Origin of the sequence: Spiroplasma endosymbiont of Amphimallon solstitiale (assembly GCF_964030965.1) — a bacterium.
GTDB lineage: Bacteria > Bacillota_I > Bacilli_A > Mycoplasmatales > VBWQ01 > Spiroplasma_E.
The window spans coordinates 1,666,222-1,688,201 of record NZ_OZ034999.1 but is presented as its reverse complement, the minus strand read 5'-3'; the positions used below and the strand labels follow the sequence as shown (position 1 = coordinate 1,688,201).

32 protein-coding genes and 3 pseudogenes are annotated in these 21,980 nt (G+C 21.9%); 7 read left to right on the top strand and 28 right to left on the bottom strand.

Annotated features, from left to right (window positions below; genetic code table 4):
- Positions 1-3: 3 nt before the first annotated feature.
- Both AAHH39_RS10630 and AAHH39_RS10625 read right to left on the bottom strand, forming a co-directional pair.
- The gene (locus tag AAHH39_RS10630) at positions 4-1,242 is read right to left on the bottom strand and encodes an IS256 family transposase (RefSeq protein WP_342219305.1); all 1,239 of its coding nucleotides are present in this window, start codon (positions 1,240-1,242) and stop codon (positions 4-6) included.
- 82 nt (positions 1,243-1,324) lie between these two features.
- On the bottom strand, positions 1,325-2,257 hold the full coding sequence (locus AAHH39_RS10625) for an IS30 family transposase (protein ID WP_342218056.1): 933 nt from the start codon (positions 2,255-2,257) through the stop codon (positions 1,325-1,327).
- A 58-nt stretch (positions 2,258-2,315) separates the two neighbouring features.
- On the opposite strand from AAHH39_RS10625, the gene AAHH39_RS10620 reads away from it, so the two are divergent.
- A complete protein-coding gene (locus tag AAHH39_RS10620) occupies positions 2,316-2,540 on the top strand; it encodes a hypothetical protein (protein ID WP_342218055.1) in 225 nt (74 codons plus the stop codon).
- A 23-nt stretch (positions 2,541-2,563) separates the two neighbouring features.
- Here AAHH39_RS10620 and AAHH39_RS10615 read toward each other — a convergent pair whose 3' ends face one another.
- The 7 genes and pseudogenes from AAHH39_RS10615 to AAHH39_RS10590 form a co-directional block, all read right to left on the bottom strand.
- Positions 2,564-3,004 (bottom strand): ankyrin repeat domain-containing protein, encoded by a 441-nt coding sequence (locus AAHH39_RS10615; protein WP_342218054.1) that lies wholly within the window; start codon positions 3,002-3,004, stop codon positions 2,564-2,566.
- Between the two features lie 15 nt (positions 3,005-3,019).
- Positions 3,020-3,139 (bottom strand): annotated as a pseudogene (locus AAHH39_RS13505) (IS30 family transposase); the annotation flags it as partial.
- Between the two features lie 246 nt (positions 3,140-3,385).
- Positions 3,386-3,652: a 30S ribosomal protein S15 gene (rpsO, locus tag AAHH39_RS10610; RefSeq protein WP_252319942.1), complete on the bottom strand. Its 267-nt coding sequence runs from the start codon at positions 3,650-3,652 to the stop codon at positions 3,386-3,388.
- A 166-nt stretch (positions 3,653-3,818) separates the two neighbouring features.
- Positions 3,819-4,532 (bottom strand): glycerol-3-phosphate 1-O-acyltransferase PlsY, encoded by a 714-nt coding sequence (gene plsY / locus AAHH39_RS10605; protein WP_342218053.1) that lies wholly within the window; start codon positions 4,530-4,532, stop codon positions 3,819-3,821.
- 42 nt (positions 4,533-4,574) lie between these two features.
- On the bottom strand, positions 4,575-4,880 hold the full coding sequence (locus AAHH39_RS10600; RefSeq protein WP_342218052.1) for a SemiSWEET family sugar transporter: 306 nt from the start codon (positions 4,878-4,880) through the stop codon (positions 4,575-4,577).
- Positions 4,873-5,163 carry a SemiSWEET family sugar transporter gene (locus tag AAHH39_RS10595; RefSeq protein WP_342218051.1) on the bottom strand — a complete coding sequence of 97 codons (291 nt, stop codon included), beginning with the start codon at positions 5,161-5,163 and terminating at the stop codon, positions 4,873-4,875. The genes AAHH39_RS10600 and AAHH39_RS10595 overlap by 8 nt, the downstream gene beginning before the upstream one ends.
- A 112-nt stretch (positions 5,164-5,275) precedes the next feature.
- The gene (locus AAHH39_RS10590) at positions 5,276-6,220 is read right to left on the bottom strand and encodes an IS30 family transposase (RefSeq protein WP_342217458.1); all 945 of its coding nucleotides are present in this window, start codon (positions 6,218-6,220) and stop codon (positions 5,276-5,278) included.
- A 117-nt stretch (positions 6,221-6,337) separates the two neighbouring features.
- Here AAHH39_RS10590 and AAHH39_RS10585 point away from each other — a divergent pair, with 117 nt between their 5' ends.
- From AAHH39_RS10585 to AAHH39_RS10570, 4 genes are all read left to right on the top strand, one after another.
- Complete coding sequence (locus AAHH39_RS10585; protein WP_342218050.1) at positions 6,338-7,699, top strand: hypothetical protein; 1,362 nt, start codon at positions 6,338-6,340, stop codon at positions 7,697-7,699.
- Positions 7,629-9,713, top strand: coding sequence for a hypothetical protein (locus AAHH39_RS10580; RefSeq protein WP_342218049.1), 2,085 nt, complete (start codon positions 7,629-7,631; stop codon positions 9,711-9,713). The genes AAHH39_RS10585 and AAHH39_RS10580 overlap by 71 nt, the downstream gene beginning before the upstream one ends.
- Positions 9,714-9,864: 151 nt before the next feature.
- Positions 9,865-9,999 carry a hypothetical protein gene (locus AAHH39_RS10575; protein ID WP_342218048.1) on the top strand — a complete coding sequence of 45 codons (135 nt, stop codon included), beginning with the start codon at positions 9,865-9,867 and terminating at the stop codon, positions 9,997-9,999.
- Positions 10,000-10,014: 15 nt separating this feature from the next.
- Positions 10,015-10,773 (top strand): hypothetical protein, encoded by a 759-nt coding sequence (locus AAHH39_RS10570; RefSeq protein WP_342218047.1) that lies wholly within the window; start codon positions 10,015-10,017, stop codon positions 10,771-10,773.
- Between the two features lie 378 nt (positions 10,774-11,151).
- On the opposite strand, the pseudogene AAHH39_RS10565 reads toward AAHH39_RS10570, so the two are convergent.
- From AAHH39_RS10565 to AAHH39_RS10505, 13 genes and pseudogenes are all read right to left on the bottom strand, one after another.
- Positions 11,152-12,075, bottom strand: a pseudogene (locus AAHH39_RS10565) (IS256 family transposase); the annotation flags it as partial.
- A gap of 22 nt (positions 12,076-12,097) precedes the next feature.
- Positions 12,098-13,336, bottom strand: a complete 1,239-nt coding sequence (locus AAHH39_RS10560; protein WP_342219293.1) for an IS256 family transposase — start codon at positions 13,334-13,336, stop codon at positions 12,098-12,100.
- A gap of 85 nt (positions 13,337-13,421) precedes the next feature.
- Positions 13,422-13,772, bottom strand: a pseudogene (locus AAHH39_RS10555) (transposase); the annotation flags it as partial.
- 106 nt (positions 13,773-13,878) lie between these two features.
- Entirely contained in the window at positions 13,879-14,415 is a 537-nt protein-coding gene (locus tag AAHH39_RS10550) for a hypothetical protein (protein WP_342218035.1), read from the bottom strand.
- Complete coding sequence (locus AAHH39_RS10545) at positions 14,405-14,743, bottom strand: hypothetical protein (protein ID WP_342218045.1); 339 nt, start codon at positions 14,741-14,743, stop codon at positions 14,405-14,407. The genes AAHH39_RS10550 and AAHH39_RS10545 overlap by 11 nt, the downstream gene beginning before the upstream one ends.
- A gap of 261 nt (positions 14,744-15,004) precedes the next feature.
- Positions 15,005-15,205, bottom strand: coding sequence for a hypothetical protein (locus AAHH39_RS10540; RefSeq protein WP_342218044.1), 201 nt, complete (start codon positions 15,203-15,205; stop codon positions 15,005-15,007).
- Between the two features lie 106 nt (positions 15,206-15,311).
- Positions 15,312-15,506 carry a hypothetical protein gene (locus AAHH39_RS10535; protein WP_342218043.1) on the bottom strand — a complete coding sequence of 65 codons (195 nt, stop codon included), beginning with the start codon at positions 15,504-15,506 and terminating at the stop codon, positions 15,312-15,314.
- A gap of 14 nt (positions 15,507-15,520) precedes the next feature.
- Positions 15,521-15,652: a hypothetical protein gene (locus AAHH39_RS10530; RefSeq protein WP_342218033.1), complete on the bottom strand. Its 132-nt coding sequence runs from the start codon at positions 15,650-15,652 to the stop codon at positions 15,521-15,523.
- Positions 15,653-15,782: 130 nt separating this feature from the next.
- Positions 15,783-15,908 carry a hypothetical protein gene (locus AAHH39_RS10525; RefSeq protein ID WP_342218012.1) on the bottom strand — a complete coding sequence of 42 codons (126 nt, stop codon included), beginning with the start codon at positions 15,906-15,908 and terminating at the stop codon, positions 15,783-15,785.
- Positions 15,908-16,078, bottom strand: a complete 171-nt coding sequence (locus tag AAHH39_RS10520) for a hypothetical protein (protein ID WP_342218011.1) — start codon at positions 16,076-16,078, stop codon at positions 15,908-15,910. The genes AAHH39_RS10525 and AAHH39_RS10520 overlap by 1 nt, the downstream gene beginning before the upstream one ends.
- Positions 16,078-16,731 carry a hypothetical protein gene (locus AAHH39_RS10515; protein ID WP_342218042.1) on the bottom strand — a complete coding sequence of 218 codons (654 nt, stop codon included), beginning with the start codon at positions 16,729-16,731 and terminating at the stop codon, positions 16,078-16,080. Before AAHH39_RS10515 ends, AAHH39_RS10520 begins: the two co-directional genes overlap by 1 nt.
- Complete coding sequence (locus AAHH39_RS10510; RefSeq protein ID WP_342217554.1) at positions 16,724-16,882, bottom strand: hypothetical protein; 159 nt, start codon at positions 16,880-16,882, stop codon at positions 16,724-16,726. Before AAHH39_RS10510 ends, AAHH39_RS10515 begins: the two co-directional genes overlap by 8 nt.
- On the bottom strand, positions 16,875-17,636 hold the full coding sequence (locus AAHH39_RS10505) for a RecT family recombinase (protein ID WP_342218041.1): 762 nt from the start codon (positions 17,634-17,636) through the stop codon (positions 16,875-16,877). Before AAHH39_RS10505 ends, AAHH39_RS10510 begins: the two co-directional genes overlap by 8 nt.
- Before the next feature lie 316 nt (positions 17,637-17,952).
- Between AAHH39_RS10505 and AAHH39_RS10500 the strand changes: the two genes are divergently transcribed.
- Complete coding sequence (locus AAHH39_RS10500; protein WP_342217458.1) at positions 17,953-18,897, top strand: IS30 family transposase; 945 nt, start codon at positions 17,953-17,955, stop codon at positions 18,895-18,897.
- On the opposite strand, the gene AAHH39_RS10495 is transcribed toward AAHH39_RS10500, so the two are convergent.
- Positions 18,894-19,355: a hypothetical protein gene (locus AAHH39_RS10495; protein WP_342218040.1), complete on the bottom strand. Its 462-nt coding sequence runs from the start codon at positions 19,353-19,355 to the stop codon at positions 18,894-18,896. The genes AAHH39_RS10500 and AAHH39_RS10495 overlap by 4 nt on opposite strands.
- 153 nt (positions 19,356-19,508) lie before the next feature.
- On the opposite strand from AAHH39_RS10495, the gene AAHH39_RS10490 reads away from it, so the two are divergent.
- Positions 19,509-20,298 (top strand): IS5 family transposase gene (locus AAHH39_RS10490; RefSeq protein WP_425288900.1). Its coding sequence is split into 2 segments (ribosomal slippage): positions 19,509-19,769 and positions 19,771-20,298, totalling 789 coding nucleotides; the frame shifts between segments, so codons are not numbered across the junction.
- Positions 20,299-20,388: 90 nt separating this feature from the next.
- Here AAHH39_RS10490 and AAHH39_RS10485 read toward each other — a convergent pair.
- The 5 genes from AAHH39_RS10485 to AAHH39_RS10465 all read right to left on the bottom strand — a co-directional run bounded on the left by AAHH39_RS10485 (position 20,389) and on the right by AAHH39_RS10465 (position 21,701).
- The gene (locus AAHH39_RS10485; RefSeq protein WP_342218006.1) at positions 20,389-20,595 is read right to left on the bottom strand and encodes a hypothetical protein; all 207 of its coding nucleotides are present in this window, start codon (positions 20,593-20,595) and stop codon (positions 20,389-20,391) included.
- A gap of 3 nt (positions 20,596-20,598) precedes the next feature.
- Entirely contained in the window at positions 20,599-20,781 is a 183-nt protein-coding gene (locus AAHH39_RS10480; protein WP_342217559.1) for a hypothetical protein, read from the bottom strand.
- Complete coding sequence (locus AAHH39_RS10475) at positions 20,771-20,908, bottom strand: hypothetical protein (RefSeq protein ID WP_342217560.1); 138 nt, start codon at positions 20,906-20,908, stop codon at positions 20,771-20,773. The genes AAHH39_RS10480 and AAHH39_RS10475 overlap by 11 nt, the downstream gene beginning before the upstream one ends.
- A gap of 17 nt (positions 20,909-20,925) precedes the next feature.
- Entirely contained in the window at positions 20,926-21,081 is a 156-nt protein-coding gene (locus AAHH39_RS10470) for a hypothetical protein (protein WP_342217561.1), read from the bottom strand.
- 131 nt (positions 21,082-21,212) lie between these two features.
- Complete coding sequence (locus AAHH39_RS10465; RefSeq protein WP_342218039.1) at positions 21,213-21,701, bottom strand: hypothetical protein; 489 nt, start codon at positions 21,699-21,701, stop codon at positions 21,213-21,215.
- Positions 21,702-21,980: the final 279 nt, after the last annotated feature.

Here is a 21,980-nt window from a genome sequence, read left to right as displayed (position 1 = left end):
GTACTAGTTCAGATTAATTCTGTCTTCAAATTTTATCATAAAATGAGCAATTGCTGTATTTCAATTTTGAATAGGCAATGTTCATTTTTTTGTTATATTTTCAATTGCTAAATAAAATATTTTAAAAACTGACATATCATTAGGAAAAGCTTTTTTGTTTCTAATAACTTTTCGTAATTGACTATTAACAGATTCAATAGCATTTGTTGTATAAATTACTCTTTTGATTTCTGCAGGATAACTAATAAAAATCATCAAATTTTCTCAATTTTTATATCAAGATTTAGCAATTTGGGGATATTGTTTATTTCATTTACTTTCAAATGATTCTAAAGCTTGCATTGCTTGTTCTTCACTACATGCACTATAAATTGGTTTTAAATCTGTAACTAGAGTTTTTCGATGTTTGTATGAAACATATTTTAAACTATTTCGAATTTGATGAACAATGCATAATTGATGTTCTGTTTTAGGATAAACTGCTTGTATTGCTTCTGACATGCCTGTTAAATTATCACTACAAGCAATCAAAATATCATTTAAGCCTCGATTTTTCATTTCTGTGAAATTAGCTAATCAAAATTTAGCACCTTCATTTTCACTAATTCATAAGCCTAAAACATCTTTTTTACCTTCTAAATCAACTCCTAATGCTATATAAACTGATTTATTAATAATCCGTTTATCTTGTCGAACTTTAACTACTATACAATCAAAATAAACAATCGGATAAACGCTTTCTAATGGTCGATTTTGTCATGTTTTGACATCATCAATAACATCATCAGTAATTTGACTAATAACACTTTCACTAATATCAGCACCATGATATAACTCTTGTAACTGCATTCTAATGTCAGATAGAGTCATACCTTTTGCATATAGTGAAAGCACTTGTTGATCAAAACCATCAAATCTTCGCTGTCTTTTTGCAACTATTACAGGAGTAAAATCACTATTGCGATCTCTTGGTACATCAATCTCAATTTTACCTTGTTGAGTTATTAATTTTTTTGAACTTGTACCATTACGAGCATTTTCAGTATTACTATGTTGATTTTTTTCATATCCTAAATAATTTTGCATTTCAGAATTCAACATTTTTTCAACTAAACGTTTTGTTAATTCTTTATATAAACCCCCTTCTTTAAAAACTGTTGTTAAATCTTCAGTATTTTCTAATAATAAATCTACTGCTTTTGATATTGGATCATTATTATTAATATTTTGTTTTTTAGCCATCTGTAACTCACTCTTTCTAGTCATTTAATTATATTTACTAGAATTAATTAAACATAGTTATTTTTGTAAGTTACACAGATTACTAAACATTGCCTGGTCTTTTATAAGATAGTGATTTTCTGGGTGTAGAATTAATTTGAAATGCTATAGTATTTAAATCTTTTTGTTTATATGAAGATAGATCTGTAGATTTTGGTAAATATCTTCTTAAAATACCATTATTATTTTCATTTAAACCTCTTTGACAAGGTTTACCAGGATCTGCAAAATAAATCTTAACATTACAATTTTTTTCGATTAATTTTCATTTACTAAATTCTTTACCACGATCAAAAGTAATAGTTTTAACTGTTCCTTTTTGTAACTTTGAAATAAATTTTATTATACTTTTTGTAATATTTTCTAATTTATTATTTTTAGTTGCTAAAGGAATTGTGGTTTTTGATCATATATCAGCTAAAGTAATAATAGAACTTTTATGATCTTTACCAATGATAGTATCACCCTCTAAATGACCAAATTCTTCTATATTTTTAATATTAGGAATGATTAAATTTCTTTCATGAATAGACTTACAATTATTAATTCTGCCCCTAGTTTCTTTTTGTTTGTGAGGTTTATTTTTTCCTTTTCTCAATAAGTTATTTTCATCAAAACCCATTCGATTTGTTTTAAACATGTTATATAAAGTTTTTGTTGAAATACTTTTTATTTTATTTTCCTTTAAAAAATTAGCAATTATATCAAGAGCATAATTTTTAGTAATTAACAAATGATTAATAGTATTAATTTCTATTAAAGTTAAAATTATTAATTTTCTACCTGCATTTTGTTTATTTTTTTGAATTTTATTCAATATTTCTAATGGTAATAAGTTTTGATTTAATAATCTACAAACTCTATGTACAGTTGATTTACTATAATCAATGGCTTTTGCTATTTTACGAATCGAAAATCCATAACTTTTATATTCTTTTATTGCTATTATTGATTCAATAGTCAGATACTTATACATTGTGCTAATTCCTTTCTTTTCTTAATTATAGAATTAACACAATTTAATTTTTATATAAGTGTCCTTTTTAATTTTACAATTCAGGTTTTTTACTGAATTATTTGTATTTAAATGTATTAATATATTATCTTTAATATCATGAAATAATGAGTTATTTGAAAATTCTTTTAATTATGTAGAAAAGTATGGATGACCAAAAATTATTCATCAATTTACACTTAAAATATTATTTTTAATTAAAAATTTGTTAAAAGTAACATTATTTAGTGTAAAAATTCTCTAAAAATAACACTTTATCATGTATCATTACTTTTCTACAAAATTAAAGGAAATTTCTGGCCTGTATTTAATAATTTCTACTTTTGCCTTATTTGTAATATATTCTTCATATTCTTGATAAAATATGTTTTCTAATATATTTTTTATGTTTTTATCATAAAATAAACTATTATTAATAATGATTGTCAAAGCCGTATCACCATTTTGATTTATGAAATGAATATGTGCATTATTTATTAGTAAAGTATTAACTATTTGTGCTAGTCCATTTTTAGCAGCTAAATGCAAGGCTGTATCACCATTTTGGTTTGCGTGGTTGATATTAGCACCATTTTCTATTAAAATTTTAATGGAATCTATAAGTTGATAATAGTGACTTGCTACTATTAAAGGACTATCACCATTTTCGTTTGTATAATTTATATTAGCATTTTTTTCCTTTAATTTTGTAGAAAAGTAATGATACATGATAAAGTGTTATTTTTAGAGAATTTTTACACTAAATAATGTTACTTTTAACAAATTTTTAATTAAAAATAATATTTTAAGTGTAAATTGATGAATAATTTTTGGTTATCCATACTTTTCTACATAATTAAAATTTTTTTCTATAAAATTATTGATCTCTTTTTTTATTTCAGAACTAATTTTTTCTTCTTTAATTATATAATCCCAATAATTAAAATATGTAAATATTTTGATATGAAGTGACAGAATTTAAAATAACTGATATTATTTTTTCACCATTAATATCTTTATCATTCATTATTTTGTTCCTCCTTTTTGAAATCAAAAACCCATTTATTTTAGTGAAAAATAAATGGGTTAGAAACATATAATGATTAATTATTAGTTATCTTTTAGTGATAGTGCTGTTAATAATTTATTGTATGTAGCAACATCTTGTTTTTTAAAGTATTTTAAGAAACGTTTTCTGCTTGCTACCATTTTTAATAAACTTCGTTTTGCAGTAATATCTTTTTTTTGTACTTGTAGATGGGCTGTTAATTCTAAAATTCTTTTTGTTAAATTAATAATTTGAACTGCAGAAGAACCAGTATCCTTGGCATTTAAGCGAAATTTTTTAATCAATTCATCTTGTTTAATTTGTTCCATATTTGACAACTCTCCTTTAAATATAATTCGGCTTAAGCAAAGCTAATATCGGAGAGAATATTAACAATGTTAAGTCAACACGATTATAATAGTACATTAATTTTAAACATAAAACAAGCATTTTTTTAAAAATATTTTTATTAATTTTGTATAAAGAGATGATTTTTTATTTTTTTTCTTCATTTGCTTTTTTATTTTTTTTATCAAAAATAGTCACTTTACGTTCAGTATGATTAAGAATTCTTTTACAATTATCTCAATGACGAATAATAATTAATATTCAAATTAGAGCCATAGTTATATTAACAATATAGTATTGAGTGTCTTGTTGGGAAAGAAAAGCATGCAGTGGCATATTTGGTATTCATGATAAGATAAAACCAAGTATCATCATTAACATTGAAGATAAAGATGACATTCTACTTAAATATAAAATAAATCATCAACTAGCAATTGTGATAACGCAATAAATAGGATTAGTCATTAATAGTACTCCTAATGAAGATGCAGCTCCTTTACCACCACGAAAACCATAAAATAGTGGTCAACAGTGACCAATAATTGCAGCAAGACCAGTTGGATAAATGTATGCTTGTTTAAACATTGTTTCATAATTAGGATTAGTAATATCAATAAAGGTTAAACCGTATGCAATTAAAATAGGAATAGCGGGCTTAAAACCATCAATAATTAAAATAATAGCTCCCCATTTACCACCCATAACTCGTGTTGAATTAGTAGCACCAGCATTTTTAGAGTAATAATCTCTAACATCGGTTTTAAATTTTAATTTACTAATAATAATTGAAGGTGAGATTGAGCCAATTAAATAACCAATGATAATAAAAATAAAAGTTCCTAATAGATTAATATGTGTCATTTTTTTCTCCATTCTTGTGCAAGTATTATGTTAATAAAAATTTTATTTTTTGGAAGTTAAATTGTTCTTTTTATCTTTATTATTATAATATAAATTATAAATTATTAATGTTAATAATATGATATTAATAACTGTACCAAAGGCATTTGCTGCTAGTAAGGGAATGTTTTTAATTAAACTAGCATAAATTATGAATGAAGTTAATCCTATTTGATATATGCTATAAGAAATTAACGATAAACCTTTTGTGTTTTTAGTTTTAATTAGTTTAATAGTTTGTGGTAAAAAGGCAATTGAAATAAAAAAGGCACCTATATATCCAATAATATCAATTGCAATATTAGACATTTTTTTCCTCCTTATTTTTTTGTTTAATTAAATTGTTAACAATAATCCCAATTATTATGAAATTTAGTGTAGCAGTAATAGTTTGACAAGTAATCATGGGAATATCATTACGAAGTATGCCAAATATTAAAAAAGTAAGACCCCCCAGTTGATAGATACTATATGAAAAAATAGAAAGACCTGAAGTATTTCTTGTTTTAATTAGTTTAATAGTTTGTGGTAAGAATGCCAAAGGAATACAAACGGCTGCAAGATACCCCAATATTTCTATAAAAATGTTCATTTTTTCTCCTTTTAATTAATTTAATTTATCATAATAATTATAATAAAATATTGTGAAAATAGTTATTTATTTTATTTTAAACCTGAATTGTAAATATAAATGGGACAGTTTTTTAAAATAATTGTATTAAATCTATTGGTCTTTTATAAGATAGTGATTTTCTGGGTGTAGAATTAATTTGAAATGCTATAGTATTTAAATCTTTTTGTTTATATGAAGATAGATCTGTAGATTTTGGTAAATATCTTCTTAAAATACCATTATTATTTTCATTTAAACCTCTTTGACAAGGTTTACCAGGATCTGCAAAATAAATCTTAACATTACAATTTTTTTCGATTAATTTTCATTTACTAAATTCTTTACCACGATCAAAAGTAATAGTTTTAACTGTTCCTTTTTGTAACTTTGAAATAAATTTTATTATACTTTTTGTAATATTTTCTGATTTATTATTTTTAGTTGCTAAAGGAATTGTGGTTTTTGATCATATATCAGCTAAAGTAATAATAGAACTTTTATGATCTTTACCAATGATAGTATCACCCTCTAAATGACCAAATTCTTCTATATTTTTAATATTAGGAATGATTAAATTTCTTTCATGAATAGACTTACAATTATTAATTCTGCCCCTAGTTTCTTTTTGTTTGTGAGGTTTATTTTTTCCTTTTCTCAATAAGTTATTTTCATCAAAACCCATTCGATTTGTTTTAAACATGTTATATAAAGTTTTTGTTGAAATACTTTTTATTTTATTTTCCTTTAAAAAATTAGCAATTATATCAAGAGCATAATTTTTAGTAATTAACAAATGATTAATAGTATTAATTTCTATTAAAGTTAAAATTATTAATTTTCTACCTGCATTTTGTTTATTTTTTTGAATTTTATTCAATATTTCTAATGGTAATAAGTTTTGATTTAATAATCTACAAACTCTATGTACAGTTGATTTACTATAATCAATGGCTTTTGCTATTTTACGAATCGAAAATCCATAACTTTTATATTCTTTTATTGCTATTATTGATTCAATAGTCAGATACTTATACATTGTGCTAATTCCTTTCTTTTCTTAATTATAGAATTAACACAATTTAATTTTTATATAAGTGTCCTTTTTAATTTTACAATTCAGGATTAATAAAAATAAATTTGGAGAGTGATAAAAATGAATAATCCATTAGAATATCTTTCTTGTAATAGAAGAGAATGATATAGTGATATTCCTATGAGAATTGCTCAAAAATCAACTAAATTATGATTAGGTAAAGGTTTATTATTTGATAGTGAAAAAGATGATATTTTAAAATATTTTACTAATAAAATTATTAGTGATAAATGATTTGAAAAATTATATAAATTTGGAATACAAGAAAGTTTACTTGGAAAAGTATATATAATGCCTATTATTTATAAAGATAATAGTACAAGTTTAAAAGTATTACCTAATTCATTTGCTGGTAGAGTTGCTAAATATAATGAAGAAGAACAATGTGCAGAATTCTTTTTTATAAATGAACAAGCAGATAGTGCAACATTAACTTGAGTAATTGCTGAAAATGGAAAAATAAGATTTGAAACTTATAAAAATGATAATAAAAATGAAAAAGAAATTATTTTAGGAACAGCACATACAAAATTAAAACCTAATTTAATACCAAAATATAGTTATGAAATTAAAAATCCTTGAAATTATTTACCAATATTAGAAATAACAAATTTACCAATGGTTAATTTTTATGGTAATTCAACAACTTTAAATGCTTATCCAGATACTTATCCAGTTTGAAATTTAATTGAATATTATCATAAATCATATACTCAAAGAAATGTTGATAGAGAATTAAATGTTACTACTTTATTTGGTGCATTTGATAATGAAACTGTTAAAAATATGATTGAACATGGAAAAATAATTGATAATCCTAAAAAAAATATTGTAGTTAATGTTGGTACTGCTGGATATAATAAATCTGGTGCTGGTGGTATGGAAGTTATTCAAGGTGATTTTAAAGCTAGTAATTATATTTTAGATAAAGATGATTTAGGAAAAGATATTTGAAATGGTGCAGGGTATGATTATAATGAATTTTCTGGTGTAAATTATGAAAATAAAACTAAATCATTATTTAATAATAAAAATGATATGGAAACTACAGAAACTAAAATAAGTCATTATTCATATTATTTTTATAGATTTTTTGATATGTTATTAATTTATGAAAATTTATGAAATGGTATTGGTGATAGACCTTATAGTTTTAAATTTTTACCTATTGCTATGACTGACCAATTATTAAAACAAGAAATGATTAGTCAAAGATTAGCAGATAGAACAATATCATATACACAAGCTATTGCTGAATTAGATGAAGTAACAAAACAACAAGCTAAAAAACATTATAAAGAAATAATGGAAGAAGATAAAGAAGAAATAAAATTGTTAGGAGAAAATGAAAATGATACATCAACAAATTCAATTAATGAAACATCTACATCTTCAATTAAAAAGACAACAATTGCTAATTAAAAGATGTAGTTATTGAAAAATATTTCCATTTATTATTAATAATGGTGCTATACCTTTAACTGAAACTGGTTATAAACCAATTAATAGTAAAATTAGTGATTTTGGACAATATGAATTAATATTAACTGGTACTACTCCAGTTGTATGTATTTGAAAAAATAGTACAAAAATATATCAAAAAAATAAAGGTAAAATTGACCCTATAACTCATAAACGTAGTGGACAAGATGAATTTTATACAAAACAATATAAAATTGGTGATTATTGAAATGCTTATTTAATTGATGATACAAGTGGTGTTGATTTTAGTAATTTACCAAATAATCAAATATTTAAAACAGTACAAACAAAAAGACAATATACTTTAGTAATGTTTGAAGAACATATTACAATTGATGATTATTTACAATTTTTTGTTGTATTTAATGATGAAAATGAAAATATTGGTGGTAATAGTGGTAAAAATCAAGATAGACAATTATTATATATTTCAAATGTAACAAATTATTATAGTCCTTATAATGGTGCATTTAGTATGCAAGTATTAACTTTTAGTAGTTTAAATGATAGAGTAGTTGTAAGTGGTCAAAATACACTTGATTTTGTACAATATGCAAGCCCGGGTAGTGGTTATGCTTTCCCTACTATTGAAAAAGGAAAAGTAACTTTAAATCGTACTTTAATGCGTGATATAGGAGTAAGATATAGTCATAGACAAAGTTATGGATTAGAATTATTAACAAGTTGTTATTATTATGGAAGACCAATAATTCAAGGTCAAGAACCTATACAACAAAATAATGAAGAAATATTTGAAAATAAAGTATTTGCTTCAAGAAGATTATTTATTGCTGGTAATAATGAAAAATCTACAACTAATATTAAAAATAATGGTGGTTTACTTGCTGGTATAAATGATAAAATAACAACAAGTAGTCATCCAGAAACTACATTTTATAATATTATGAATGCACAACCTACTGGATTTACTAATTTTAAAAATTTTACAGAATGATTAAAAACTTCATTAAATTTTCAAGATAATTTATTTGTAACAAAAGATTTTAAAGGTATGTTAGCATTTGATAAAGATAAAGCAAGATTAAGTAATGGTACATCAGTAGGAGAAGCAAAATTCTTTTGAGATAGTGAATGAAATATAAATAATTTAACTGGTAATTATAATGTTGATATGAGTAGTAATTTTAAATATAAAGACCCAGATACACATTTAATTATAGGAAGTCCAACTGTAGATTATAGTAAAATAAGTCAAAAATATATGTCAGCAATATTAAATTTTAATTCAGTTGTATTTAGTCCTTTAATTCAAATGCCTTATGATAGTCAACAATGATTACCATTTGCATTAAGTGATATTCCTTTAATTGGTAAATTATTAAATGCTTTAACATTAGGTATTTGAAGTAGTTGAGTTATTACTCAAAATGCTCAACAATATAAAAAAATGTTATATTTTAATGGCTTTATGTCAGCATTTTTTACAAGTAATTTAGAAAGTATTATTGGTAATGGTGGTTTAATTCCATTAAATGCTTTTACAAATGATAATGATTTTACTATTGGTAAATTATTAGGTGCAAATGTTTCAACAACTGCTATGACTATGAAATTAAGTGATAGAGTAAGTGTTTATCCATGAGACCCTACCAATGGTAAAAAATTAGAAGTTAAAGAACAAATAAGTACAGTTGATTTATCACAAAAGAAAAATAATAAAGTTTATATTTTAGCAGAAGATACTGAGTTTTTAGATATAGCAAGTCCTTTTACAAATGAAGATAAAGATTGTCAATGAAATCCAACAAGTAATGGAGTTATTGATGGTTCAAATTATGCTTATATTATTGATACAATTGTTACACAAAGTTTACATCAAGGTGAAGAAAGACATACATTTTATAGTGATAATCCTTTTACTTATCAAGGTGATTATAATGAAATATCAGTTGCTCAATTTAGATATAATAATATGGGTTATTTAAACTGGTAATGCTTTTAATTGAACTACTTTATATAAATTAAATCATGATGAATATGAAGAAACTGAAGAAACTACTTTTAGTTATCCAGCAAAAATATTACCACCAAGTCCTCAAAATATAGCAAAATCAATTGTTATTATTCCAGATTTAAAAATTGAAATGACAGCAAATAATTTTTTTAATTATGTAGAAAAGTATGGATGACCAAAAATTATTCATCAATTTACACTTAAAATATTATTTTTAATTAAAAATTTGTTAAAAGTAACATTATTTAGTGTAAAAATTCTCTAAAAATAACACTTTATCATGTATCATTACTTTTCTACAAAATTAAAGAATAATTTACCATTAACAGATACAAGTTCAATTCCAATAAAAGATAATCTTGATAATTGATGAAATGCTAATTCAAATAAATTAGTTAATTATGAGGTCAATTTAAAGTCATTATTAGACCCTACATTATTAATTAAATCTTTTAATGATTTAAAAAGATATTATAAATCAATAACTATTTATTATGATTATGATATTGAAACAATACAAGAAGTTCATAATAATTCAATTCCCACTATAACATCAACTTTATATACTGATTTTTCTATAGAAGAAAAATTTGCCAATCCAAAAAAATATGATGGAATTCAAGAAATTTTATTAAAAGATTTAATTTTTCAAGATAACCCACCAAATAATAACCTTAGATTAGGTTATTGAAGTCATAATACTTCTGATACTACAATACAACTTGAAAAGGAAAGTGGTATTGCTAATATATATGGAATAACTAACGAACATTATAATTTAAATAATTACAAATTTAAAATCAAAGATAATGGTAATATTGGTGGATGAGAAAATAGTTTTGAAAATAATAATTTTTTAAATTATTGTATTGTAAATAATAATTTGAAATGAAATTTTTATTTACAAGCAACATTAGGAAAAATTGAAAATATGTGATATATTACAGGTAAAATTGGTGAAGATAATAAAGCATACGCTAGAATATATATTAATAGTATTAAAGTAAATATATATAAAATAGTACTAAATTCAAGATAATTATGATATTATAATACTATTAAGTTAAGTAAAATATTCAAGGAGTAAATTATGGATACAAAAAAAATGTTATAACTCATGAAATAGAAAAAGAAAAATTTGTTGATAAAATTTATAATAATAAGTTTTTTTTAACAACTATTATGATAACAGCAACAATAATTTTAATAATAATAGTTGCTTCTCTATTTTTTGCATTCTTTTTAAAATAATATTCCCCCACAATCTTAAATATTAATGTATAATATTAAAATACTTACCTAAGGGGTTAGAAAAGGTAAGTTACAGATATCAGTTTATTTCATTTCATTATTAGGTAAGCACCTAATTAAAAAGTGAGGCTTTTTAGAAATCTGTGTATCTTTGTTTTACAAAGTACTAGTTTAGATTAATTCTGTCTTCAAATTTTATCATAAAATGAGCAATTGCTGTATTTCAATTTTGAATAGGCAATGTTCATTTTTTTGTTATATTTTCAATTGCTAAATAAAATATTTTGAAAACTGACATATCATTAGGAAAAACTTTTTTATTTCTGATAACTTTTCTTAATTGACTATTAACAGATTCAATAGCATTTGTAGTATAAATTACTCTTTTGATTTCTACAGGATAACTAATAAAAACCATTAAATTTTCTCAATTTTTATATCAAGATTTAGCAATTTGAGGATATTGTTTATTTCATTTACTTTCAAATGATTCTAAAGCTTGCATTGCTTGTTCTTCACTACATGCAGTATAAATTGGCTTTAAATCTGTAACTAAAGTTTTTCGATGTTTGTATGAAACATATTTTAAACTATTTCGAATTTGATGAACAATGCATAATTGATGTTCTGTTTTAGGATAAACTGATTGTATTGCTTCTGACATGCCTGTTAAATTGTCACTACAAGCAATAAGAATATCATTTAAGCCTCGATTTTTCATTTCTGTCAAATTAGATAATCAAAATTTAGCACCTTCATTTTCACTAATTCATAAGCCTAAAACATCTTTTTTGCCTTCTAAATCAACTACTAATGCTATATAAACTGATTTGTTAATAATGCGTTTATCTTGTCTTACTTTAACTACTATACAATCAAAGTAAACAATAGGATAAATACTTTCTAATGGTCGATTTTGTCATGCTTTGACATCATCAATAACATCATCAGTAATTTGACTAATAACACTTTCACTAATATCAGCACCATGATATAACTCTTGTAACTGCATTCTAATGTCAGATAGAGTCATACCTTTTGCATATAGTGAAAGCACTTGTTGATCAAAACGAGGCTTTTTAGAAATCTGTGTATCTTTGTTTTACAAAGTACTAGTTCAGATTAATTCTGTCTTCAAATTTTATCATAAAATGAGCAATTGCTGTATTTCAATTTTGAATAGGCAATGTTCATTTTTTTGTTATATTTTCAATTGCTAAATAAAATATTTTAAAAACTGACATATCATTAGGAAAAGCTTTTTTGTTTCTAATAACTTTTCGTAATTGACTATTAACAGATTCAATAGCATTTGTTGTATAAATTACTCTTTTGATTTCTGCAGGATAACTAATAAAAATCATCAAATTTTCTCAATTTTTATATCAAGATTTAGCAATTTGGGGATATTGTTTATTTCATTTACTTTCAAATGATTCTAAAGCTTGCATTGCTTGTTCTTCACTACATGCACTATAAATTGGTTTTAAATCTGTAACTAGAGTTTTTCGATGTTTGTATGAAACATATTTTAAACTATTTCGAATTTGATGAACAATGCATAATTGATGTTCTGTTTTAGGATAAACTGCTTGTATTGCTTCTGACATGCCTGTTAAATTATCACTACAAGCAATCAAAATATCATTTAAGCCTCGATTTTTCATTTCTGTGAAATTAGCTAATCAAAATTTAGCACCTTCATTTTCACTAATTCATAAGCCTAAAACATCTTTTTTACCTTCTAAATCAACTCCTAATGCTATATAAACTGATTTATTAATAATCCGTTTATCTTGTCGAACTTTAACTACTATACAATCAAAATAAACAATCGGATAAACGCTTTCTAATGGTCGATTTTGTCATGCTTTGACATCATCAATAACATCATCAGTAATTTGACTAATAACACTTTCACTAATATCAGCACCATGATATAACTCTTGTAACTGCATTCTAATGTCAGATAGAGTCATACCTTTTGCATATAGTGAAAGCACTTGTTGATCAAAACCATCAAATCTTCGCTGTCTTTTTGCAACTATTACAGGAGTAAAATCACTATTGCGATCTCTTGGTACATCAATCTCAATTTTACCTTGTTGAGTTATTAATTTTTTTGAACTTGTACCATTACGAGCATTTTCAGTATTACTATGTTGATTTTTTTCATATCCTAAATAATTTTGCATTTCAGAATTCAACATTTTTTCAACTAAACGTTTTGTTAATTCTTTATATAAACCCCCTTCTTTAAAAACTGTTGTTAAATCTTCAGTATTTTCTAATAATAAATCTACTGCTTTTGATATTGGATCATTATTATTAATATTTTGTTTTTTAGCCATCTGTAACTCACTCTTTCTAGTCATTTAATTATATTTACTAGAATTAATTAAACATAGTTATTTTTGTAAGTTACACAGATTACTAAACATTGCCATCAAAACCATCAAATCTTCGCTGTCTTTTTGCAACTATTACAGGAGTAAAATCACTATTGCGATCTCTTGGTACATCAATCTCAATTTTACCTTGTTGAGTTATTAATTTTTTTGAACTTGTACCATTACGAGCATTTTCAGTATTACTATGTTGATTTTTTTCATATCCTAAATAATTTTGCATTTCAGAATTCAACATTTTTTCAACTAAACGTTTTGTTAATTCTTTATATAAACCCCCTTCTTTAAAAACTGTTGTTAAATCTTCAGTATTTTCTAATAATAAATCTACTGCTTTTGATATTGGATCATTATTATTAATATTTTGTTTTTTAGCCATCTGTAACTCACTCTTTCTAGTCATTTAATTATATTTACTAGAATTAATTAAACATAGTTATTTTTGTAAGTTACACAGATTACTAAACATTGCCTAAAAAGTTACCTTAATTGGTAACTTTTTGTTTAAAATTATAGTAGTATAATAAATTCTGATTTATATTTACTTTTTTTAATATGTCTTCAATATAATTTATTTTAATATTTTTTTTGAAAATTTCAGTAATTTTTTCTTCTTCTTTTTTCAATATTTTTTTATATTCTAAAAATTCATCATATAAATATGAAAACAATTCTTTTTGTAACTTTTTACTTTTTATAATATTAAAAATAATACTTAATTCATTATATATTTTTTTATATTTATTATTTTCTATTAAGAAAATATCATTTTTTTCTTTAATACTATTATTCATAGGAGATAAATATTTTTCAATTCATATTATCCTATTTTTTTTAATAACTAAATCTGCTAAATAGACAGATTTATCTAAATAATCAAAAACTGAATTATTATTTTTCTTTTTTTCTTTTTTTAATAATTCTAAATAATCATTGGCAATTTTAATGATAAGCCCGCTTAAATAAATATCTAAAATTTTATTTATTTTTTTAATTTTAAAAAAATTTAAATTATTTATCATTTTTTGTCTCCTCATAACTAAAATTACTTTTTATATTTTCAAATTCTTTAATTATATCTTTATTAAAATTATACTTTATATTTATTTTTTGTTCATCATATAAACTTGATTTTATATAAAATTCTAATTCCATTAATTCTTTTGCATTTATATGATTTAATTTTATTTTTTCTCTTTCTCAATTTTTAAATTCTTCTCATTCTATTTTATTTTCTTCTTTTTTTGCTTTTAATTCTATTTTTTTAATAATTATTTTAAAAATTCATCCAATTATTGGAATTAATATTGCTATTAAAGACGATATTAATGCTGTAATTCAATCTTTCATTTTAATAACCCGTTTCATAATATTTTACTTATATTTAATATTATAAATTAAAATATAAAAAAGAGAAGTTATAAATAATTAGAAACGGGTTAACTTCTCTTATTTAATTATATCATATTTTCTATATTAAATATAGATAATTTAGTTATATTATCAATAATTAATAATTTTAGTTATAACATCTGTTAGTACTGAAATTATCATTAAAAACAATATAACTGATAATGATACTATAGTTAATATTTCTCATCAAACCATTATTTACTCCTTAATTCATATTTTTAAAGTTTTGTTATTATCTTGTAAATCAAATTCTATTTTTTGAGTTGTACCTTTATAATAATCTTTTGTATAATAACTTAAAATTTTATCATTAATATAATAAGCACATTGTTTACCATTTTTATGTTTTTCAATTATTAATTTTTCTTTAAATATTTCAAGTCTAGTTATTTCATTCATTATTTACTCCTTTTCTTTTAATTTTTGTTTTTTATTTTTATATACTTTTAATCTTAATTTTCAATCACAATATCAACAACCATATTCACTTTTAGGAATATAATTTTTATTTTTTCTTTTCATATTCATTTTTAATTTCTTTTATTTTATTTTTAAATTGTTTTTTATGAAAATAACACATATTAAAAAATTGAACTACACTATCTTCTATATTTAAAGTTTTTAAAGTAACTAATACTTTACTATTACAATCTTTAACAATACATTTTAATAATACTTTTTCTTGTTTTTGTTTTTGCATTAAATAATTTCTCCTTAATTAAATAAATCTTCATCTTCTAAACAATTTCTTCCAGTAAAAACCATAATTATTATTCATATTATTGCTATTATTATTCATATTGGCAATAATATTAATCTCATAGTAAATTCTAATAAGTCTTGCATTATTTTTCTCACTTTCATCTAAATTTAAAATTAATAAGAATATATAAGTATAAAATAAATGTTAATAAAGTTAATATTGTATTTAAACTAAATATAATTAAAATTGCTATTTGCATTATTTATTCTCCTATTAATCAAAATCTTTATTATTTCAACATTTATTACATAAATACATTTCAAATTTAGTATCTTTATCTTTTAATTTTCTATTATTTAATTTAATACTTGCTTTTTTATTACAGTAATAACATATCATTATTTATTCTCCTTATTTAATTTATTTAAGTAATTATTTAAATAAATAATAGTTATATCTTTTTTAATTTGTTCATTACTATAAAGTAAATACATATGTAAAAAAGAAGCTCTTTCATCTAATAATTTATTAATTTTTGTTATTTTTTTTAATTTAAAATTCATAAACATTATTTATTCTCCTTATTTAAATAATATCAACCAATTAATAAACTATCTGTTTCATCATGATTTGATATTGTTATATTTCAGTTATTTTGTTTAATTAAAAAATTACATAGTAATATTGATAATTCTTTACTTCATTTAACAGTAATATAAGTCATATCAGTTTTTAATTCAATTTTAAGTAATTTTATTAAATCATCTTTATATTCTTTTAAATATCAATTTTGTCATTGTTTAGGCAATATTCCATGTTTTTCTGGGATATAATATTGATATAACAAACTAAATATATGACCTCTTAATGATTGCAATTTTTCTATACTACGAGCATTTAATTTATTATTAAATCCACGTTCTATAACTACAACAAAGTCTTCTACTCAATATCTATATTTAGATCATTTATAATGACTATCATCTTCACTTGCTTTTATCGATAATTGTTCAATAATTTTTTCTATAAAATCATAATGTTGATATTTATTAAAATCATAACTAAGAATTAAAACCGGAATAGCAGTATTTGGTAAACATTCTTTATCAATTAAAACATTACATTCTTCATTTCAAGATTTATTATGTTTACAAACAGGTTTTCATAAAGTAAATCCAGTATTTTTAATACTTGGGTCAATTGAAAGTAAATAATTAGTCATTATCAAATTCACCATTTTTAATTTTTTCATAAATTATTTTTAAAGTATGTTGTGCTGATAAATTATAATTTTTTAATGCTTCTTCTATTGGTAATTTATAATATTTATTAATCTCATTTATTAAATAATTATTTAATTTTTCTTTATTCATTTTTAAATACCAAATTATCTAATTTATTTATATTTTCTTCTAATTGTTGAAAATTTGTATTATTTTCAAGTACATTATTAGTATTTGGATTATCAATATAAACAATTTCTTCATCAATTATTGCTGATTGATCAACTTGTAATGCTTTATTAATTAAATTTTGATTTTCTAATTTAATACTTGGATTTTTATTAATATCTCTAATAATTGCTTTAATAACTGTTTTTAAAGCCATAGCGTCAAAACTAGTATTTCATGGACTATTACCATTTGCTTTACTATATTTTTTTCTATGTTCTTCACATTCTTGTTTAGTCATACCCTTAATAAAAGTAATATTTTTCCCTAAATAATCTTTAATACAAATCATTCCATAATAACCAATAATTTCTTTTGGTTCAAATATTTTTGCTGGATTAATTTCTCAACGTTTTGTTTTATCATTATAAATATGTTTATTTGTAATAATTTCTCTTTGAAAATCAATAACACAATTACTTCTTTGTAATAAAGTTAAAAATCCATCTTCTTGTATTTGAACTTGTAATTCATTTCCATAAGGTATTAATGCTAATTCTTTTTTAATTGGATTATTTGATAAATTTAATTCAAATATAGTTGCTAATGTATTTAATAATGATTGTGGATTAAATGTGGATAATTTTTTATCATTTAATTTAGTAATTTCATAATATTTTTTAAAATCATTAATTTGATTTTGTGTAATTGTTTTAGGTAATATTAAATTTGCCATATTTATCTTCCTTTCAAAGTGCTATTGCCATATTTCACTCATGTAATAATTTATTTGTTATTTCAACTTTTATTAATTCAATTTCATTTTCTTTAACTCAACATATAAAATGAATATTTGATAATTCATAATTATTATTTTTTAATAATCAATAATATGCTATTATTTGTAATTTTGATTTTTCTAATAATTCTTTAGTAAAAACTTTATAAGTTTTAAAATCTATTATTACCTGAATTGTAAAATTAAAAAGGACACTTATATAAAAATTAAATTGTGTTAATTCTATAATTAAGAAAAGAAAGGAATTAGCACAATGTATAAGTATCTGACTATTGAATCAATAATAGCAATAAAAGAATATAAAAGTTATGGATTTTCGATTCGTAAAATAGCAAAAGCCATTGATTATAGTAAATCAACTGTACATAGAGTTTGTAGATTATTAAATCAAAACTTATTACCATTAGAAATATTGAATAAAATTCAAAAAAATAAACAAAATGCAGGTAGAAAATTAATAATTTTAACTTTAATAGAAATTAATACTATTAATCATTTGTTAATTACTAAAAATTATGCTCTTGATATAATTGCTAATTTTTTAAAGGAAAATAAAATAAAAAGTATTTCAACAAAAACTTTATATAACATGTTTAAAACAAATCGAATGGGTTTTGATGAAAATAACTTATTGAGAAAAGGAAAAAATAAACCTCACAAACAAAAAGAAACTAGGGGCAGAATTAATAATTGTAAGTCTATTCATGAAAGAAATTTAATCATTCCTAATATTAAAAATATAGAAGAATTTGGTCATTTAGAGGGTGATACTATCATTGGTAAAGATCATAAAAGTTCTATTATTACTTTAGCTGATATATGATCAAAAACCACAATTCCTTTAGCAACTAAAAATAATAAATCAGAAAATATTACAAAAAGTATAATAAAATTTATTTCAAAGTTACAAAAAGGAACAGTTAAAACTATTACTTTTGATCGTGGTAAAGAATTTAGTAAATGAAAATTAATCGAAAAAAATTGTAATGTTAAGATTTATTTTGCAGATCCTGGTAAACCTTGTCAAAGAGGTTTAAATGAAAATAATAATGGTATTTTAAGAAGATATTTACCAAAATCTACAGATCTATCTTCATATAAACAAAAAGATTTAAATACTATAGCATTTCAAATTAATTCTACACCCAGAAAATCACTATCTTATAAAAGACCAATAGATTTAATACAATTATTTTAAAAAACTGTCCCATTTATATTTACAATTCAGGTTATATTTAAATTATTTTCTTTATAAATTAAATCTGGTGTTCCAGCAACTATATCTGCATTAAACATTTTTTCACTAATATATTCATTATTATTAATAAATTTAGTAGGTAAATAATCTAATAATGTATAACAATAATTTAAATAATTTTGTGAAAATAAATCTTTAATAATATTTTTAATTTGATTACTTATATTTTTAATATTTATATTTTTAAAATATAATTCTGCTACTTTATGAACACAATTACCACGAATTCTTGCATTATTGATATTAAAACAATATTTACATTTATTACATTTACAATATGAATTACCTAAATAATAATCAAGTATTTTACTAACTGATATTAATTCTTTATTTTTTATAAAATATTGATGTTTTTCTTTTTTAAAAATTAAATTATTTTTTTGATTATTTAATTGCATTTTTAATTAAATCCCTTACAAAATCATTCATAGTTATATTTCTTTCATAACAATATGTTTTTAATTCATAATGGTCATTTTTAGTAAGAACCTGTTTAGAATCTTTTCGAAAATAATGTAAAATGATTATATATTTTAAAATAAGAGGTATATATGCATAAAAATTATCCAAGTCATGTCACCAAAGAACAATTTGAGAACATAAAATCAATTTTAGAAAATAGCAAAAAGAAAACAAAACCAAGAAGTTTAGATTTATATGAAGTATTTTGTGCAATTTTATATGTATTAAAAAGTGGTTGTCAATGAAGAATGCTACCAAAAAATTTTCCAAAATGACAAACTGTATATTATTATTTTCAAATTTGAAGTAAAAATAATGGTAAAGAACCTAGTGTATTGCAATTAATTTTAAAAAAAATTAGTTAAAAAAGTTCGTATCAATAATAATCGCAAAGAACAAACTAGTTTTTGTATAATTGATTCGCAAAGTGTTAAAAATACAGATACTACTGAAAATAAAGGTTATGATGCTGGTAAAAAGATTTCAGGCATAAAACGTCATATTGTTGTTGATTCTCAAGGTTTACCACATGCAATTTACATAACCACAGCAGAAAAAACAGATCGTAATAGCGCTATAATAATGATTGAAAATGAAAAAGAAAATCTTTCTGCAGTTCAAAAAATAATAGTAGATGCTGGTTATACTGGTGAAAAATTTGCTTCTGAAATCAAAACAATCATAAATGCAAATGTTGAAGTGATAAAACGTAATGAATTACATACTTTTGTAGTATTACCAAAAAGATGAATTGTAGAACGAAGCTTTGCTTGATTAGAAAAATACAGAAGATTATGAAAAAATTGTGAAAGAAAACTAAATACTAGTTTACAAATGGTTGTTCTTTCATTTATTTCAGTTTTATTAAAAAGATTCTAAACAGGTTCTAAGACGAATTTTTAAATTTTTAATTAATAATTTATCTTGATGTTTTTTAAGTGCTGCTGCTACCATTTATATTCATCTCCTTTAACTTTTAATAATTCTTTTATAATCAATAATTACTTGTTCTAATTGATTTACATTTTTATAATTAAAATAATCACAACTAATTTTTAAATCAGCATCATTATCAATTTCAATTTCTAAATCTTCATATTTATTATTAAATTCTTCTTGTAATTCTTCAAATTTTTCTATTAATTTCATTGCATTTTGTAATTCTAATTGATTCATTTTTTACACTCCTTTAAAATTTTCTAATTGTAATTCATTAATATAATATTCATATAAGTAATCTCAATTCTCACTTGTTAAATACATATCTTCTTCAATCATTTCATTAATACATTTATTACAATAATAACTATTATCTAATTCACTAATTCAAATATATTTTTCATTATGAATATTACATTTCATTTTTTTCACCTATTAATTTATAAAAACATTTATTACAAGTTCTATTTGCAAATGATGAATTTTTATTACATATATCACATGAACCAAATATTTTATATATTCTTTTATCTTCTTTTAAATTAAGCATTTATATTACTCCTTTAATTAAGAATATTTACTTACAGTAATTAATAAAATTATTAATCCAATTAAAGTTGAAATTAAAGTAATAATTATTTTTATTTTTAATCACTTTTTTTGATGTTCTTTTGCTATTTTGATTTTTTGTTCTATTAATTCTTTCTTTTCTTTTTCTTCCATTTTTAATCCCTTTCTATAATTTTTAATATTTCTTGTATTTCAATATATTTTTTATTTTTAAGTAATTTTTCATTACATAATTTTTTAATTAATTCTATTTTTTCAACATTTAATAACATATTTAATTTCCTTTAATACTTTAAATAAAATATTTTTTCATTATTAGTATTTATATCTTTCATTGGTGTAACAATATAATTTATTGGTTTATCATTATCTTTATATGGATTATTTATTTTAAAACTTTTCATATCTTGTTCTCATGTAATGTTATATTTAAAACATTCTTGATTTTTATCATTTGTAAAAATATAATAACCATTATATTGTTCATAAAATGTACAAGATATTAAATCATTTTCAGTAGTAGTAATATCTGAAATATTTTTAATATATTTTAAAATATCACTACCTTTAATACTTTCAATATCTTTTGTAATTGATTTTTTACCTAATTTATAATTAAAATCTTCAATTATTTTTAATGTTATTTTTTTATTATTTTTATTAATAGTAGTATCTTTAATAGGAAATCATGTTTCATATTCACCAATTTCTAATAACATACCTTTAGTTGTTTCTCTAACTTTATTTTTAATATCTAAATTAACATTAATCATTATGAATCCTTTCTACTTCTACGTATAAGCCTTATCACCTACAGTGATAAAAGGCTTATATACTACTAACTAAATACTTACCTACTTACTATACGTAAGGCTTATGCTACTGTAAGTAGCAAAGCCTTGGAGGGTAGGGGTTCTAGGGGAAGGGAACCAAAATTTCTGAAATTTTCAAAGAGCATGACAAAAATTACTATTGGTTAATTCCAGCACAATAGCCTAAATAATTTTTTATTTAGTTATGTAATAATTAATTACTTTAATAAAGTGCTGGTT